This window comes from Lysinibacillus piscis (assembly GCF_026012395.1).
In the GTDB taxonomy this organism is placed as follows: domain Bacteria; phylum Bacillota; class Bacilli; order Bacillales_A; family Planococcaceae; genus Lysinibacillus; species Lysinibacillus piscis.
This window is the reverse complement of sequence record NZ_BRZA01000008.1, coordinates 39,675-54,529: the sequence shown is the minus strand read 5'-3', so window position 1 is coordinate 54,529 and position 14,855 is coordinate 39,675. Positions and strand designations below refer to the sequence as shown.

Here is a 14,855-nt window from a genome sequence, read left to right as displayed (position 1 = left end):
CCCCTTTTGTTAATATTTACGCATGAAAAAAGGGAAAGTTTCAAAAAATTATAGTTGTGCTTCTGTTTGCATTTGCGTACAATGAAAATATTCAATTAAATCAAGCTGTAATGACCACAAGGGGAGCTGATGATGTCAGCTGAGACTTGGCACGTAATGCCTCGACTCTTTGAACCTGTAAGTTAACACTTGCGTAGGGATGTGGATAGAAACTGACACTTTAACGATGTGAGGCTCTGTCCTTGCATCGTTTTTTTCTATGCTTATTCTTGTCGTCTACATCAGCATAAAGGAGAAGAACGATGGATAAAAAAAGATTATTAATGTTCGTGGAAATAGCGATATTTGCAGCAATCGGGCTTGTACTCGATCAAATTTCCTTTAAAGTATGGGCACAGGGGGGCTCTGTTAGCCTAGTCATGGTGCCAATCGTGTTAATTGCATTTCGTTGGGGCATATTAGCAGGCATGACAACAGGTTTATTAGTTGGTGTGATGCAAACGATGTTTAATCCATATATTGTTCATTGGTTACAAGGAATATTGGATTATGGTGTGGCATTCACAGTTGTTGGCTTGGCAGCTATTGTTCGTGGTCCTGTATTAGGAGCAGCGCAACAGCAACAAAAGAAAACGATGGCACTTTATATTATTATAGGCACAGTTATCGCAGGTCTTTTACGTTATGTAACACATACAGTTGGAGGAGCGATCTTCTTTAAGGAGTTTGCAGGTGACCAAAATGCTTGGGTTTACTCCATTATTTACAACGGTACATATATGCTACCAGCCACAATTTTAACAGCAATCATTTGTGTATTAGTATTTACAGCAAGACCACAATTAATACAACGCTAATCAACAGCGCCTTTTACGTCTATCCGCAAAAAGGTTTTGTTAATGAGCAGTGTTCATAATAAGAAAAGTAAGGAGCATGTACATCTACTATAGATTGTGCATGCTTTTTTGAATAAAAAATTTTACATAATGACTAATAAAAAATACATTTTGTAAAATATACTTGTCAAAAATAGAAATATGTATTATCTTATAGCTAAGAGGTGAAAGGATGAAAACACGATTAAAGGAACTTCGAGCACGTGATGGACTTAATCAAACAGAGCTGGCAAAGTTGGCTAAAGTTTCACGACAAACTATTAGCTTAATTGAGCGAGAAGAGCTGATTCCATCATTATTAATCGCTGTGCGCATTGCAAAAATATTTAATGAATCAATTGGGGATATTTTCTTTTTTGAGGAGGATGAATGATGAAAAAGCATGTTGGAAAAATGTTGTTAGGAGCTATAGCAGGTTTTATTGTGGCATATGGAGTAATGCATTTGAAATTTGATGTAAATATGCCGGCAATGGGGTTTGAATTCACTATCATTTTTATGATTATTACGATGATATTGATATCTTTTAGTTTGATTGGCTATATGAAGGTGAAAGGAGATGCGAAAAAGCAATTAGTAGGCGATGCACAGGATGAATTAGAAACACTGCAATATAAACGTTCTAGTGATACCATGATTGCTTCCAATACAGCGATTTATTTTTCAACTTTAATGCTAGCAATTGTTAGTTTAACAGATGTACCAAATATTTTTATTTTTATTAGCTTAGGATTAGTGTTAGTAAGTATCGTATTGAATACAATATATGCAAATTTAGGGAAATCCCTTCAACCTGAACGTAACTGGCCATCTGTAAACGATAAAGATTATGCTAAAAAAATATTAGCAATAAGTGATGAGGGTGAACGACATGTGATATTGCAAGGCTTGTATGGAGCTTTTGCTAGTTTGAATGGCTTATTGCTTCTAGCGATATTTATATTGATTGGTTATTCTGCGGTGTCAGGTGTGTCACAATTACTAGCTATTTTTATCATTGTCTTTATTCTAATCATTACCAATACACAATATATGTTAACGATTCGCAATAAATAGTGATTTTAAATGTCAAAATGTTGAGGCATCAACGTTTTGGCATTTTTGCTTATGCAGCAAATAGCCGTAGTCGTCCATTTTGAGCAGCATATAATATTCCAAGCGTTTTGAGTTCTATGCTTGAAAAGTTATGTTATAGTTAAGGGTAGACATTTAAGAAGAAAGGGACGTTAGAAATGATTGTAAAAACACAAGAAGAAATCGAAGCGTTTAAAAAAATTGGACGTATTTGTGCAGAAATTCGTGAGGCAATGAAAGCAGCGACAAAGCCTGGTGTAACAACACTTGAATTAGATGAAATAGCAGGTCGTATGTTTGCGGAGGCAGGTGCTATTTCTGGACCTAAAGGAGAATATGATTTCCCTGGCTATACGTGTATTAGTGTCAATGAAGAAGTCGCACATGGTATTCCAGGACAGCGCGTCATTAAAGAGGGGGATATTGTTAATATCGATGTATCGGGCTCTTTAAATGGCTATTTTGCGGACACTGGTATTTCTTTTGTAGTAGGTGAAGGCTATGAGTTACAAGAAAAGCTATGTAATGTAGCAAAAAGCGCCTTTGACCGTGCGATGACGAAGGTACGTGCAGGCTCAAAGCTCAATCAAATTGGCAAAGCTGTAGAGCGTGAAGCCAATGCCAATGGTTTAACTGTTATTATGAATTTAACAGGTCATGGCTTAGGACGTTCCTTACATGATGAGCCAAACCATATTTTAAATTATTATGATGCTTGGGATGGAACAATTATGAAAGAAGGCATGGTGCTTGCGGTAGAACCATTTATTTCAGCACAGGCCGAACATATTGTAGAAGCTGGGGATGGTTGGACATTCATCACACCAGACAAATCGCTTGTTGCACAAATCGAGCATTCTGTGATTGTGACAAAGGATAAGCCGATTATTTTAACAGCATTGGATGAAGAATAAGATAGTAACGCAGAGGCATGATAAGCAAATCATGCCTTTTATTTATTTTAGCTAATAGGCATTTCCATATTTGTTTAGTAAAATTAAAATATAGAAATGGGAGGAGAGATTGTGATGGGGCAAAATGTAAATGATTTAGATTTATCGATTGAACTAGACAAAAAAATGTATAAAAAAAAGCTAAAGGTACTTCAATATGAAATGCTAAATGCACAGCAGTTTTTATTGAAAAATAAAATCGGCTTAATTTTAGTATTTGAAGGAATGGATGCGGCTGGTAAAGGCGGTGCTATTAAACGTCTAATCGAGCGTGTAGATCCACGAGGCTATATTGTACATCCTATCTCTGCACCACAGCCACATGAGTTACGTTATAATTATTTACAACGTTTTTGGCGAAAGATTCCGCAACATGGGCAAATAGCTATTTTCGACCGTTCTTGGTATGGACGTGTGTTAGTAGAGCGAATCGAAGGCTTTGCGACAAAAGAAGAATGGTCACGAGCTTATGAAGAAATAAACAACTTTGAACAACTTTTAACAGATGGCCATTATATTGTGATTAAGTTTTGGCTGCATGTGTCAGATGAAGAACAGCTAAAGCGCTTTAAAGAGCGTGAAGAAAATCCATACAAGGCATGGAAGCTTACAGATGAGGATTGGCGCAATCGTGAGAAAACGCCACAATATATCGATGCAGCAAATGATATGTTTAGTAAAACCGATAAAAAACATGCACCATGGATATTAGTGCCTGGTGATGATAAAAAATATGCACGTGTCCATGTGTTGCAAGAGACGATTGCTCACATTGAACGTGAAGCACAGAGACGTGGTTTACATTTAACAAATGTGTTGGAAGAAGCACATTTAGAATCTTCTTCAAATGATGAAGTACAAGCAAAGACACAAAAAGTGAAATAATCCATTATGTTTTTGTAAGGAAACCATTGCAGTCTGTTGAACCAAAATGAATGAGATGCTGTGTAACCAAAACCTCGATTGTTTTAGTTGTAACAGCATTTTTTTTCACATATGATGATTAAGGAAACTATGAGGAAGGCTAGTGTGGGAAAATGGTGCTTAAAATTTGGAATTTATTAATGAAAAAAGGTGGCAATGTGGTGTCAATTCAGGGGGAAAAATGCTACATTCGTACATTCCAAGAGCATGATGCACAGCGTTTAGCAGACCTTGTCAGTCGCAATAAACATTTTTGGTCTACTTATGAGCCATTACAACGTCCAGAATATTATACGGTGACAGCACAATATAAAAAAATTCAAGAAAGCTTATATTTAATGGACTCCAAGCGAGAATTTACTTTTGGCATTTTTGAAAAAACAACGAATAATTTAATCGGACATATTGCATTATATGCCATTAAGCGGTTGCCATATTCTAGTGGCTTTGTGGGATATGCGATGGATGAAATGTATGTCGGGCAAGGCATTGTCACGGAAGCGGTCAACATGGTTGCACGTTTTGCCTATGAGCAAATTGGTTTACATCGTGTAGAGGCCTATGTATCCACACAAAATAAAGCATCTATGCGTGTTTTAGAGAAATCAGGCTTTCAACGTGAAGGTTTATTAAAAGAATTATTATACATTAATGGTCAATGGGTAGATCATTATATGTACGCACGATTAGAGCATACTTAAAGAAAAGTGTCTATTCTACAATGAATGTAGAGCAGACACTTTTCATTTATCTAAAAAGATTTTTAACTTTGTAGGCTACCATCTTTAATGAGGTCAAGACGACCAGTGCCTGGATCAATAACAAGACCATGGATAAGCGTGTCTTTTGGCATGAGTGGGTGATTACGAATTGTATCAACACTCATCTCTACACTTGTTGTAACATTGTCAAACCCTCGTAAATAATCATATAAATCAATCCCTGAATATTCAATGGTTTTAATTGTCTCTTGGCTAATCCCTCTGTCAATCATTTTACGAATCATCGCTTCTGAATCGACTGCACTCATACCACAATCATAATGTCCAACAACGAATACTTCATCGGCCTGAAGCTCATAGACTGCGACGAGGATGCTACGCATAATCGCACCAAATGGGTGGCTAACCAGCGCACCTGCACTTTTGATAATTTTTACATCTCCGTTGCGTAGATTCATTGCTTTTGGCAATAACTCAACGAGACGAGTATCCATACAAGATAGTATAACCGTGCGTTTGTCAGGATACTTTGTTGTAATGAAAGGTTCATATTGCTTCTCTTCAACAAAATTGTGATTGAACTGTAAAATATCTTGTAACATTGTCATGGTATATTACCCCTTTCCTTTAAGAAAGTATTTTAAAGTAAAATTTGAAGTTTGCAAAGAATAAATATGCAATTTACATAATTTTAATGAAAAAACAGCCACTTAACAGTAGCTGTTTTCATTAAAATTAATATTTTTCTTTTGGTTGTGGATCTACTGTTACAGCAGATTTAGAATCTAATCCAACACGTAAGTAATGGATAAAGAATGCAATAGAAATTAATAGTACACTTGAAAAACCAAGAACTGTAGCAACGAACATGTGCAAACGCCTCCCTACTAAAATACTCTACTACAAATTATACAATAGATTGTTGGTGAAATGTAAGGATAATTTATGACATACATAACATATCTAGCTTAACATGGTTTAAAATGCCCAATTGCCATCGCGGAAAATCGGTTCAACTTGACCATCTGCCGTGATACCATCGATATTCATTTGACCAGAGCCAATCATAAAGTCCACATGTGTAAGGCTTTGATTTAAACCATTTTCTAACAGCTCCTCTGAGGACATCGTTTTTCCACCCTCGATACAAAAGGCATAGGCACGTCCAATCGCAAAATGATTAGAGGCATTTTCATCAAATAATGTATTGTAAAATAACAAATTCGATTGGGAAATAGGAGAATTATGTGGTACTAATGCCACCTCACCAAGGTAGTGAGATCCTTCATCTGTCCCAATAAGAGCAGCTAAAATATCCTGCCCTTGCTCTGCTTCAAAGTCAATAATACGACCATTTTCGAATGTTAGCTTGAAACGATCGATAATATTGCCACCGTAGCTTAAAGGTTTTGTGCTAGATACATAGCCGTTTACGCCTGTCTTTAACGGTGCAGTAAAAATTTCCTCTGTCGGCATATTGGGCATAAAAGCATGTCCCTGTGTATTAGCACTGCCACCACCAGCCCAAAGATGTCCTTCAGGTAATGTCACCGTTAAATCAGTTCCTGGTGCTGTATAATGTAATGTTTGGTAACGTTTAGCTGTTAAATACTGTGCTTTACTACCTAGCTGTTGATTGTGCTCTGCCCAAGCAGCTACAGGATTTTCTAACTTGGCACGTGTTGCGTCAAATATAGCTTCCCACAAGGCTATGACCTGTTCTTCTTTTGGAAGGTGAGGGAATACGATGGCAGCCCATTTTGGAGAAGGTGCTGCAATGACTGTCCAACTAAATTTATCTGCCTGTAGCAAGTTATAGTAGTTTCGTAAAGCTTCACCACTGGCTTTTTGTGATGCGGCAATACGCGTATGCTCGATTCCTTTTAGTAAATCAGGACTCTGAGACATAATGCTTAAAAATGCAGCCCCTTGTTCAGCTAACCATTCTCGCTCTTGAATTTTCCAAGGTGGGAAAAAGTCGAAAGAATTCTGTGGTGCTTTTTCATAACGTGTACGAGTAAGTACATCATCAGCGAAATCGACAAAAACTTGTTTTGCCCCCTGTTCGTAAGCAATAGTTGTAATAATGCGTGCGAGTTCTAAATTATCGGTCGAACAGCTTATATAAAGGTATTGGTCTTTTTGGATATTTACTCCTACTTTTACGGCTAGTTCAGCATAATTTAGCAATTTTGTATTAAATGATGATAACAAATCCTTAACCCCTTTCACAATAAAGGCAATTTTGTGTGTAACTCTTAATTCAATATAATCAAATATATGAGAAAAGTGAATAAAAAGCATTTATTTCGTCGAAAAAAAAGTGAAATACATTTATACTATATATTATGATAGATGATAATATGGAAAATAGATGAAGGAAGAGTTGGAGGTTTAAAAATGGATATATCTACAATTGTTGGTTTAATAATTGCATTCGTTGCATTGTTAACCGGGATGGTGTTAAAAGGGGTAGGCTTAGGAGCACTAGCCAATCCAGCCGCTATTTTAATCATTATCTTTGGTACCATTGCAGCCGTTGTAATTGCCTTCCCGATGAAGGAATTGAAGCGTGTACCAAAGCTATTTAAAGTATTAATGACAGAAACAAAGCTAGCAAGTGATATTGACATTATTAAAATGTTTTCTCAATGGGCAGATTTAGCACGACGGGAAGGTTTATTAGCCCTTGAAAGTAAAGCATCAGAAATTGAAGATCCATTCTTAAAAAATGGTTTGACACTAGCAATTGATGGTCAAAATGCTGACTATATTCGTGATGTACTATCAGAAGAAGTAGAAGCGATGGAAGATCGTCATACAAGTGGAGCTTTAATTTTTACGCAAGCAGGTACATATGCGCCAACACTTGGGGTACTTGGAGCAGTTATCGGTTTAATCGCAGCCTTAACCGATTTAAGTGATATTGAAAAGCTAGGACATGCCATCTCAGCGGCATTCGTAGCCACATTACTAGGGATTTTTACTGGTTATGTATTATGGCATCCATTTGCTAATAAATTAAAACGTAAATCCGCAGTAGAGGTAAAGCAAAAACGTATGATGATTGAAGGAATTTTATCCGTTTTAGAAGGGGAAGCACCACGTGTAATTGAGCAAAAATTAGCTTCTTATCTATCTTTAGAAGAACGTAAAGAAATTACAGGAGGAGCGGATGGCCTTGGCAAAGAGGCATAAAAAGCATAAAAAACATGAAGAGCATGTAGATGAATCTTGGTTAGTACCGTATGCAGATATTTTAACATTATTGTTAGCCTTATTTATTGTACTATTTGCTACAAGTTCATCTGACGAAGCAAAATTAGCACAAATGTCCGCTGTTTTTTCAGAAATATTTGAAGGTGGGTATGGCTTTTTAGATCAGCCAGCACCAGTGGAAACACCGAATTCAGATAGTCAGGAAGTACCGAAAAAGCCTACACAAAATTCAGCTTATATGCAGGATCAACAAAAGCTAGAGGAAATTCAGCAAAGTGTGGAAAATGTTATTGCTGTCAATGAGTTAGAGGAGCAGCTTGCAACAGAAATGACAGATGAAGGTTTGTTGGTGACTATTAAGGATGGTATTTTATTTGATTCAGGACAAGCCACTATCAAATCAGAATATATGCCTATAGTGAAAGAGCTTGCAGATGTACTAGTATCCAATCCACCACGTAGTATTGTTGTGACGGGGCATACGGATAATGTACCTGCTGGACCTAGATTTTCTTCAAATATGGAGCTATCATTAATGCGTGCTTCTAATTTTTACATGGCATTATTAGAGAGCAATGGTCAATTGAAAGAGAATTTGAGTGCAAAGGGTTATGGTGAGGACCGAGCGATTGCGCCAAATGATACAGCTGAGGGACGTGCAAAAAACCGTCGTGTGGAAGTACTAATTCAGCCACTTGTAACGGAAGACGGTTCAACAGTTAAATAAAGATAAAAGCTATTAGTAGAGGGAAAGTTCACCTAAACTAATAGCTTTTTTTGCATGTTATTTACGCAAAGAGCCTAATTCTGCGACAATGGCTTGCATTTCGCTAGGGCTAAATGTATCGCGTTTCATTACCATTTCGTATAAATAAACAAGGTCCTCGTAATTGGCCTCATCAAAGCTTTCGGATTTCATGGCATCTACATTCACCATGCGGAGCTTGTCCTTCATTTGTTCCACCATGTATACAACATTCTCTTTGGACGGGATGGCTAAATTCATTATAAAACCCTACCTTTCATTCATCTTCGCACATATCATTTCATTGATTGTGAAAATTGTCAACTAATTCTTAATGATTGTTTGGAAGCGATTGGACATTGCTTTAAAAATAGGCGGTTATTGGGTAAAATAAAGGAAGTACTATATGAAGGAGGAACAAGTATGGCACGAAGTAAATTGCTAGTATCGATTGTAGTAGGTGCAACAGTGGGTGCGGCACTTAGTATGCTGGATCGTACAACAAGAGAAAAAACAGTAGCAACGACGAAAAAAATGAAAGAAACGATTTCGTATTACGCAGAACATCGTGAAGAGTTACAAGAGGTAATCGAGCAAAAGGTATCAACGGTGAAAGAATTAGTAGATAACGTCACAGATAATGTCAATATGATTACTGAAAAAGTTGACGAATTCAAAGAACTACCTTCAACAATTCAAGGGATGATTCATGATACGAAATCAGCCTTTGCTGTACCAAATGAAGAATAATGATGGTATAGGAGGAGATGCGAATGGAGAAGGAAAAAGCAACAATCCTAGCAGCCTTTCACTCAGTAAAATCCTTTTTTACAGCAGATGAAAGTACTGTAGATATCATGACATTCAAGGGCTTTGTCCAAGATTTGATATTACGCTTACAACGAGTGGATGTATCAGCACTTGCTGCACAATTGGCTTATTTCTTTTTGTTATCGTTCTTCCCTTTACTTATTTTCTTAGTGACATTATTACCCTATTTGAATCTACAAACGACACAGGTCTATTCATTTTTAGTGAATATTATGCCCGATGAAGTATATCAGCTCATTGAAAGCACATTAAATGAAATTTTAACGAATCGAAATAGCAGCTTATTATCTATTGGGGTACTGGGAACAATATGGTCTGCTTCAAAGGGGATTAATGCCCTCATTCGAGCATTGAACAAAGCCTATGATACAGAGATGCGAGCAAGTTTACTGGATAGGGGACTGTCGCTTGTTTTCACGATTGTTTTTGTAGTGGTTATTGCGGTTGTCTTACTATTACCTGTGTTTGGACAGCAAATCGGCTATTTTTTATTTTCAATTATCGGCATAGAAGAGGAATTTAGTACGGTTTGGCAAAAAATAAGATGGTTTATGCCACCATTACTCATTTTGATTGTCTTAATGGGTATTTATTGGGTTGTGCCGAATACAACGCCACGCCTCAAGCTAATAGGTGTATGGCCAGGAGCATTATTTGCGACATGTGCTTGGCTGATGGTCACATATGCCTTTTCTTTTTATATCAATAGTTTTGCGAACTATTCAGCTACATATGGTAGTATTGGTGGCGTTATTATTTTGATGCTATGGCTGTACTTCACTGGCATTATTTTAATTTTTGGTGGGGTATTAAATGCCACCACTCAAAAAAAAGCATTGCAAAAAGAAGATAATAATAGATAAAACAGCCTCGCACTTATGATGCAAGGCTGTTTTTACGAACGGTTAACATACGCAAGCCGTTTAATATGACTAAAATGGTACTGCCTTCATGTCCAATCACACCTAAAGGTAAATCTACTACTTGTAAAAAGTTTGATGCGATCAATAGTACAATGACACTTAATGAGAAGAAGATATTTTGTTTGACAATTCGTTGCATTTTACGAGATAAACGCACAGCATAAGCAATTTTGGATAAATCATTTTTCATTAATATGACATCTGCTGTTTCTACTGCAACGTCTGTCCCTTCGCCCATTGCAATACCTGTTGTAGCAGTGGCAAGAGCTGGTGCGTCGTTAATGCCATCTCCAACCATGCCAACAAACTGATATTCATCTAGTAAACGTTTCATCTCTGTGACCTTTGTTTGTGGTAGGCACTGAGCAATATACTCCGTTACACCAGCTTCTTGTGCAATTACACGAGCTGTCTTGTCATTATCACCTGTTAACATGACTGTATGAATACCTAGCTCTTTTAGTAAGGCAATCGCTTGTTTTGCTTCAGGACGAACGGTATCTTTTAATGCGGCCAATGCAATGATTTCTTCGGCATTACGCATAAAAATAACGGTTTTCCCTTCTTCAGCAAGCTGTGAAGCAATTCCTCCTGCAAATTGCTGTGCGGCCTCTGTACCAACAAAATCAGCTTTTCCAACATGGTATTCGATAGTATCGACAGTGCCTTTAATTCCCCAACCTGGAACATCTTCAATCGCTACATGCGGTAAATTGGTGATGCCCTCTGCTTTTGCATAAGCTGTAATCGCTTGGGCAAGGGGATGATTGGATTGTGTTTCTATACTTGCTAGTGTAGCTAAAATCGTATCACGTGCTGAATCAGAATGTACAATAAAATCTGTTACAACAGGCTTTCCTTGTGTAAGCGTCCCTGTTTTATCAACCGCTAATGCACGCAAAACACTTAAATGTTCAAGATGTAAGCCACCTTTTACTAAAATCCCATTTTTAGCTCCATTAGAAATAGAGGCTAACGTTGCAGGCGTAATCGAAGCAACAAGGGCACATGGTGATGCAACAACTAATAACACCATGGCACGATAAAAGGTTGTTGTCCAATCCCAACCAAGTAAAAAGTGGGGGAGCACCATCATCAACGCAACAACTGCTAAGACAAATTTCACATAAGTTCCCTCAAATTTTTCAATAAACTGTTGGGCAGGAGATTTTTCACTTTGTGCCTCTTGTACAAGCTGAATAATTTTTTGGAACAATGTTTCACTGTTCGGCTTTGTCATTTCCATTGTAATGGTGCCATTTAAGTTCACCGTACCAGCAAAAATTTCGTCGCCCTTGCTTTTGGCAACAGGTAATGGTTCACCACTAATAGCGGATTCATCAATAGAAGATTGACCTTTATAAATCACACCGTCTGCTGGTACACGTTCACCTGGTTTAATGAGTAGATGATCACCAATTTTTAAAGTAGAGACGGCAACTTTCATTGGTTCAAAATTCCCCCGTACAAGCCATGCCTCTTCTGGCTGTAAATTCATCAGTGCAGAAATTTCTCGCTGACTTTTATTCATAGCATACGTTTCTAATGCGCCACTCATTGCGAAGATAAAGATTAAAATCGCGCCTTCTGTCCAATATCCAATAGCAGCAGAACCAATGGCAGCTATCACCATTAATAATTCGACATTCAATGTTTTTTCTTTAATCGTTTCTTCAATGCCCTCTTTCGCTTTTGCAAATCCACCGACAGCAAAGGCAATTAAGTAAAGCATAATGGCTGCTGTTGTTTGCTGATTCACATCCAATCGCCATGCTAAGACGATAAATAGTCCTGCCATCAGTGCAGCAATTAATTCAGCATGTTCTTTTGTTTTCTCAATTAAATTTATATTTTCTCGATTAGAGTATTCCATGGTAGCTCCTCCTGATAATGAATTTCAATATCATACCTAGTATTATATGTTCATAAAAAGCAACTTGTTAATGAAATTAATTTTCAATTAGTATTTATATTAATTTATAATTATTATAAATAAGGAGATGGAAGAAATCAAGAAAAAAACACAGATGCTCCATAATGGACTCATCTGTGCTCTTTATGATTAATTAAAATACTCGTTCAGCATGAAGTGCTAATTTTTCTAATGATGATTTATCTACATCTGCATGTAATGATTTACCATGTGAATCCATTGTTACAACAGCTGTGAATTTTTCAACATTTAAGTGCCACATTGCTTCTGGAATACCAAATTCCATTAAATCTACACCATCTACACCTTTAATGCAGTCAGCGTAATATTGTGCTGCACCACCGATTGCGTTTAGGTATACGCCACCGTGTTCTTGTAATGCTGCTAGTGTTTTTGGTCCCATACCGCCTTTACCAATTACAGCACGGATACCGAATTTTTTCATAATATCGCCTTGATATGGCTCCTCACGAATAGATGTTGTTGGACCAGCTGCTTTCACTGTCCAGTTACCTTCCTTATCTTTGGCCATAACAGGGCCACAGTGATAAATAATTTGTCCATTTAAGTCAACAGGTGCATCATGGCTCATTAAATGATGGTGGATTGCGTCACGACCTGTATACATACGACCTGTAATAGAAACTACATCGCCTACTTTTAATGCACGAATTTGTTCTTCTGTAATTGGTGCTGTTAATTCAATCACATCTGTCGTTGTGTCTTCTGTTGTTGCAGCAGCCTCGTCAGCGAAGGCGATTTTTTCACCTTCTTGGTAATGCCACTTGATGATTTCACCTGTTTGCGCATCAAGGTCGATGGCCATACGACGGTAAGCCCAGCAATTATAAGCAACAGATACATAGAAAGATGCAGGAATACGATGCATAACACCAATTTTACAGCCTAATAATGTTGCTTCACCACCGAAGCCCATTGTACCGATACCAAATGTGTTCGCTGTTTTGACTACATATTCTTCTAATTGCGCTAAATCTGGATTTGAGTTTGTATCCTCTACATGACGGAATAATTGTTCTTTTGCTAAATCATAGCCAGAAGAACGGTCACCACCGATACCTACACCGATAAACCCTGCTGAACAGCCTTGTCCTTGTGCTTGATAAACAGAGTGTAAAATACATTTACGAATACCATCTAAATCACGCCCAGCACGACCTAAGCCATCCAATTCACATGGTAAGCTGTATTGAATATTTTTATTTTCACAGCCACCACCTTTTAAAATAAGTTTGATGGTAATATAATCGTTTTCCCATTGCTCAAACTTCATAACAGGTACGCCATCACCTAAGTTATCCCCACTATTTTTCCCAGTTAAAGAGTCAACAGAGTTTGGACGGAGCTTAGCATCGGCTGTTGTTGCAGCAATCGCTTTTTTAATAGCTGCTTTAATTTCTAATTGGTTGACACCCACTGGCGTGTATACTTTAAATGTCGGTAGGCCTGTATCCTGACAAATTGGTGATACATTGTCCTCTGCCATTTTAATGTTATTAGCAATTGTATCTAAACTCATAGCAGCACGAGTACCAGCGTTTTCTGCCTCTTTAGCCTTTTTAATCGCACGACGTACATCCTTTGGTAGGTTTGTCGATGTTTCTGTAATTAAATCATAAAGACTTTTCTCCAAGTTTTGATTATTCATTTGTTAATGCCCCCCATAGAAAATATGATAATTTCCATGTTACATTATACTCTTTTCAATTAATGAAAAAAAGGGTGCAGCTTTTGTCGAAAGAATTTCATTGATTGTAAGGAACGTTTGTTCTATAATGGGGATATACTAAGTTTGGGAGGTTTTATGATGTCAATGCCATTACCAGAGGCTTTTGAGAAATATCGCTCTATAATAGAAGAAACGCTACAGCCAGTTGTGTATGTGACAACAGAAGTACGACCAACATCGTTAGTTGAAAGTAAATTTGCGGGGGATCCTTATTTTCCATTAACAATGGATTATCCGACAACATCAGAGGGGCAGCCTCTAAAACTACTAGCACAAATCAATTTTGCTGATGTGCCAAGGCATGTATCCAACTTTCCAACAGAGGGGATACTGCAATTTTATATTGATGCAGATGATATTTTAGGCATGGATTTTGATAATGGACAAAATCAGGACGGCTTCCGCATTATTTTCCATGAGCATATTATTGAGGATGAAACACAATTGCAAAAGGATTTTACATTTGTCACAGCGGGTAGAGAAGATATTTATTTCCCAGTAGAAAAGGAAATGGCACTGTCTTTTGAAACGACCTATGAACCTCTTACAATTGATGATTTCAGAAGTCGAGAGCTGTATGCTGATATATTAGAAGAACTTGAAGGAAATGATGCATTAGAAGATGCTTTTTATGATACATTCAGTGGTACAGGTCATAAAATCGGTGGCTACCCATTTTTTACACAGGAAGACCCACGAGCATATGGAAATTATACAGATTCTACTGTTTTATTATTGCAAATTGATAGTATTGGAAACGATATTATGTGGGGAGACGTCGGTGTTGGCAACTTCTTTATCACAGAGGATGAGTTAAAGCGCAAAGACTTTAGTAAAGTAGTTTATAATTGGGATTGCCATTAAAAAAGTAAGCGAGCATTCTAG

The 14,855-nt window shown here is 37.3% G+C and carries 17 protein-coding genes and 1 riboswitch; of the genes, 11 read left to right on the top strand and 6 right to left on the bottom strand.

The features are described from left to right. Positions 1 to 109 precede the first annotated feature (109 nt). A riboswitch (TPP riboswitch) is annotated at positions 110 to 217 on the top strand. An 85-nt stretch (positions 218 to 302) separates the two neighbouring features. From thiT to OPF91_RS17590, 6 genes are all read left to right on the top strand, one after another. Continuing rightward, entirely contained in the window at positions 303 to 857 is a 555-nt protein-coding gene (gene thiT, locus OPF91_RS17615) for an energy-coupled thiamine transporter ThiT (protein ID WP_264990245.1), read from the top strand. Between the two features lie 211 nt (positions 858 to 1,068). After that, positions 1,069 to 1,269: a helix-turn-helix transcriptional regulator gene (locus tag OPF91_RS17610; protein ID WP_264990244.1), complete on the top strand. Its 201-nt coding sequence runs from the start codon at positions 1,069 to 1,071 to the stop codon at positions 1,267 to 1,269. Then, positions 1,269 to 1,952 (top strand): DUF3169 family protein, encoded by a 684-nt coding sequence (locus OPF91_RS17605; RefSeq protein ID WP_264990243.1) that lies wholly within the window; start codon positions 1,269 to 1,271, stop codon positions 1,950 to 1,952. Before OPF91_RS17610 ends, OPF91_RS17605 begins: the two co-directional genes overlap by 1 nt. A 176-nt stretch (positions 1,953 to 2,128) precedes the next feature. Then, the gene (gene map / locus OPF91_RS17600; protein ID WP_264990242.1) at positions 2,129 to 2,884 is read left to right on the top strand and encodes a type I methionyl aminopeptidase; all 756 of its coding nucleotides are present in this window, start codon (positions 2,129 to 2,131) and stop codon (positions 2,882 to 2,884) included. 114 nt (positions 2,885 to 2,998) lie between these two features. Next, a complete protein-coding gene (locus OPF91_RS17595) occupies positions 2,999 to 3,808 on the top strand; it encodes a polyphosphate kinase 2 family protein (RefSeq protein WP_264990241.1) in 810 nt (269 codons plus the stop codon). Between the two features lie 152 nt (positions 3,809 to 3,960). Further along, positions 3,961 to 4,548 carry a GNAT family N-acetyltransferase gene (locus OPF91_RS17590; protein ID WP_264990240.1) on the top strand — a complete coding sequence of 196 codons (588 nt, stop codon included), beginning with the start codon at positions 3,961 to 3,963 and terminating at the stop codon, positions 4,546 to 4,548. A gap of 62 nt (positions 4,549 to 4,610) precedes the next feature. Here OPF91_RS17590 and OPF91_RS17585 read toward each other — a convergent pair whose 3' ends face one another. The 3 genes from OPF91_RS17585 to OPF91_RS17575 form a co-directional block, all read right to left on the bottom strand. Then, positions 4,611 to 5,177, bottom strand: coding sequence for a beta-class carbonic anhydrase (locus OPF91_RS17585; protein ID WP_264990239.1), 567 nt, complete (start codon positions 5,175 to 5,177; stop codon positions 4,611 to 4,613). 127 nt (positions 5,178 to 5,304) lie between these two features. Beyond that, the gene (locus OPF91_RS17580) at positions 5,305 to 5,439 is read right to left on the bottom strand and encodes a hypothetical protein (RefSeq protein ID WP_264990238.1); all 135 of its coding nucleotides are present in this window, start codon (positions 5,437 to 5,439) and stop codon (positions 5,305 to 5,307) included. Positions 5,440 to 5,547: 108 nt separating this feature from the next. Further along, on the bottom strand, positions 5,548 to 6,783 hold the full coding sequence (locus OPF91_RS17575) for an aminopeptidase (protein WP_264990237.1): 1,236 nt from the start codon (positions 6,781 to 6,783) through the stop codon (positions 5,548 to 5,550). A gap of 186 nt (positions 6,784 to 6,969) precedes the next feature. Between OPF91_RS17575 and motA the strand changes: the two genes are divergently transcribed. Then, positions 6,970 to 7,767, top strand: a complete 798-nt coding sequence (motA, locus tag OPF91_RS17570; protein WP_264990236.1) for a flagellar motor stator protein MotA — start codon at positions 6,970 to 6,972, stop codon at positions 7,765 to 7,767. Then, on the top strand, positions 7,751 to 8,515 hold the full coding sequence (gene motB, locus OPF91_RS17565) for a flagellar motor protein MotB (RefSeq protein WP_264990235.1): 765 nt from the start codon (positions 7,751 to 7,753) through the stop codon (positions 8,513 to 8,515). Before motA ends, motB begins: the two co-directional genes overlap by 17 nt. A 57-nt stretch (positions 8,516 to 8,572) precedes the next feature. On the opposite strand, the gene OPF91_RS17560 is transcribed toward motB, so the two are convergent. Then, a complete protein-coding gene (locus OPF91_RS17560; protein ID WP_264990234.1) occupies positions 8,573 to 8,794 on the bottom strand; it encodes a DUF1128 domain-containing protein in 222 nt (73 codons plus the stop codon). Positions 8,795 to 8,956: 162 nt separating this feature from the next. On the opposite strand from OPF91_RS17560, the gene OPF91_RS17555 reads away from it, so the two are divergent. Together OPF91_RS17555 and OPF91_RS17550 are read left to right on the top strand one after the other, a co-directional pair. Then, complete coding sequence (locus OPF91_RS17555) at positions 8,957 to 9,283, top strand: YtxH domain-containing protein (protein ID WP_264990233.1); 327 nt, start codon at positions 8,957 to 8,959, stop codon at positions 9,281 to 9,283. 23 nt (positions 9,284 to 9,306) lie between these two features. Then, entirely contained in the window at positions 9,307 to 10,227 is a 921-nt protein-coding gene (locus tag OPF91_RS17550) for a YihY/virulence factor BrkB family protein (protein ID WP_264990232.1), read from the top strand. 13 nt (positions 10,228 to 10,240) lie between these two features. Here the strand turns inward: OPF91_RS17550 and OPF91_RS17545 are convergent, their stop codons facing one another. Both OPF91_RS17545 and OPF91_RS17540 read right to left on the bottom strand, forming a co-directional pair. After that, the gene (locus tag OPF91_RS17545; RefSeq protein ID WP_264990231.1) at positions 10,241 to 12,160 is read right to left on the bottom strand and encodes a heavy metal translocating P-type ATPase; all 1,920 of its coding nucleotides are present in this window, start codon (positions 12,158 to 12,160) and stop codon (positions 10,241 to 10,243) included. Positions 12,161 to 12,353: 193 nt separating this feature from the next. Further along, a complete protein-coding gene (locus OPF91_RS17540) occupies positions 12,354 to 13,889 on the bottom strand; it encodes a fumarate hydratase (protein WP_264990230.1) in 1,536 nt (511 codons plus the stop codon). A gap of 159 nt (positions 13,890 to 14,048) precedes the next feature. On the opposite strand from OPF91_RS17540, the gene OPF91_RS17535 reads away from it, so the two are divergent. Then, a complete protein-coding gene (locus tag OPF91_RS17535; RefSeq protein WP_264990229.1) occupies positions 14,049 to 14,834 on the top strand; it encodes a YwqG family protein in 786 nt (261 codons plus the stop codon). The last annotated feature ends 21 nt before the right edge of the window (positions 14,835 to 14,855 follow it).

Excerpts from the sequence above, each read along its gene's own strand:
- map (WP_264990242.1), top strand. The coding sequence starts at position 2,129 with ATGATTGTAAAAACACAAGAAGAAATCGAAGCGTTTAAAAAAATTGGA.
- OPF91_RS17560 (WP_264990234.1), bottom strand. The coding sequence starts at position 8,794 with ATGAATTTAGCCATCCCGTCCAAAGAGAATGTTGTATACATGGTGGAA.
- motA (WP_264990236.1), top strand. The coding sequence starts at position 6,970 with ATGGATATATCTACAATTGTTGGTTTAATAATTGCATTCGTTGCATTG.
- OPF91_RS17590 (WP_264990240.1), top strand. The coding sequence starts at position 3,961 with ATGGTGCTTAAAATTTGGAATTTATTAATGAAAAAAGGTGGCAATGTG.
- OPF91_RS17580 (WP_264990238.1), bottom strand. The coding sequence starts at position 5,439 with ATGTTCGTTGCTACAGTTCTTGGTTTTTCAAGTGTACTATTAATTTCT.
- OPF91_RS17555 (WP_264990233.1), top strand. The coding sequence starts at position 8,957 with ATGGCACGAAGTAAATTGCTAGTATCGATTGTAGTAGGTGCAACAGTG.
- OPF91_RS17595 (WP_264990241.1), top strand. The coding sequence starts at position 2,999 with ATGGGGCAAAATGTAAATGATTTAGATTTATCGATTGAACTAGACAAA.
- OPF91_RS17545 (WP_264990231.1), bottom strand. The coding sequence starts at position 12,160 with ATGGAATACTCTAATCGAGAAAATATAAATTTAATTGAGAAAACAAAA.
- OPF91_RS17535 (WP_264990229.1), top strand. The coding sequence starts at position 14,049 with ATGTCAATGCCATTACCAGAGGCTTTTGAGAAATATCGCTCTATAATA.
- OPF91_RS17550 (WP_264990232.1), top strand. The coding sequence starts at position 9,307 with ATGGAGAAGGAAAAAGCAACAATCCTAGCAGCCTTTCACTCAGTAAAA.
- OPF91_RS17610 (WP_264990244.1), top strand. The coding sequence starts at position 1,069 with ATGAAAACACGATTAAAGGAACTTCGAGCACGTGATGGACTTAATCAA.
- OPF91_RS17605 (WP_264990243.1), top strand. The coding sequence starts at position 1,269 with ATGAAAAAGCATGTTGGAAAAATGTTGTTAGGAGCTATAGCAGGTTTT.
- OPF91_RS17585 (WP_264990239.1), bottom strand. The coding sequence starts at position 5,177 with ATGACAATGTTACAAGATATTTTACAGTTCAATCACAATTTTGTTGAA.
- thiT (WP_264990245.1), top strand. The coding sequence starts at position 303 with ATGGATAAAAAAAGATTATTAATGTTCGTGGAAATAGCGATATTTGCA.
- OPF91_RS17540 (WP_264990230.1), bottom strand. The coding sequence starts at position 13,889 with ATGAATAATCAAAACTTGGAGAAAAGTCTTTATGATTTAATTACAGAA.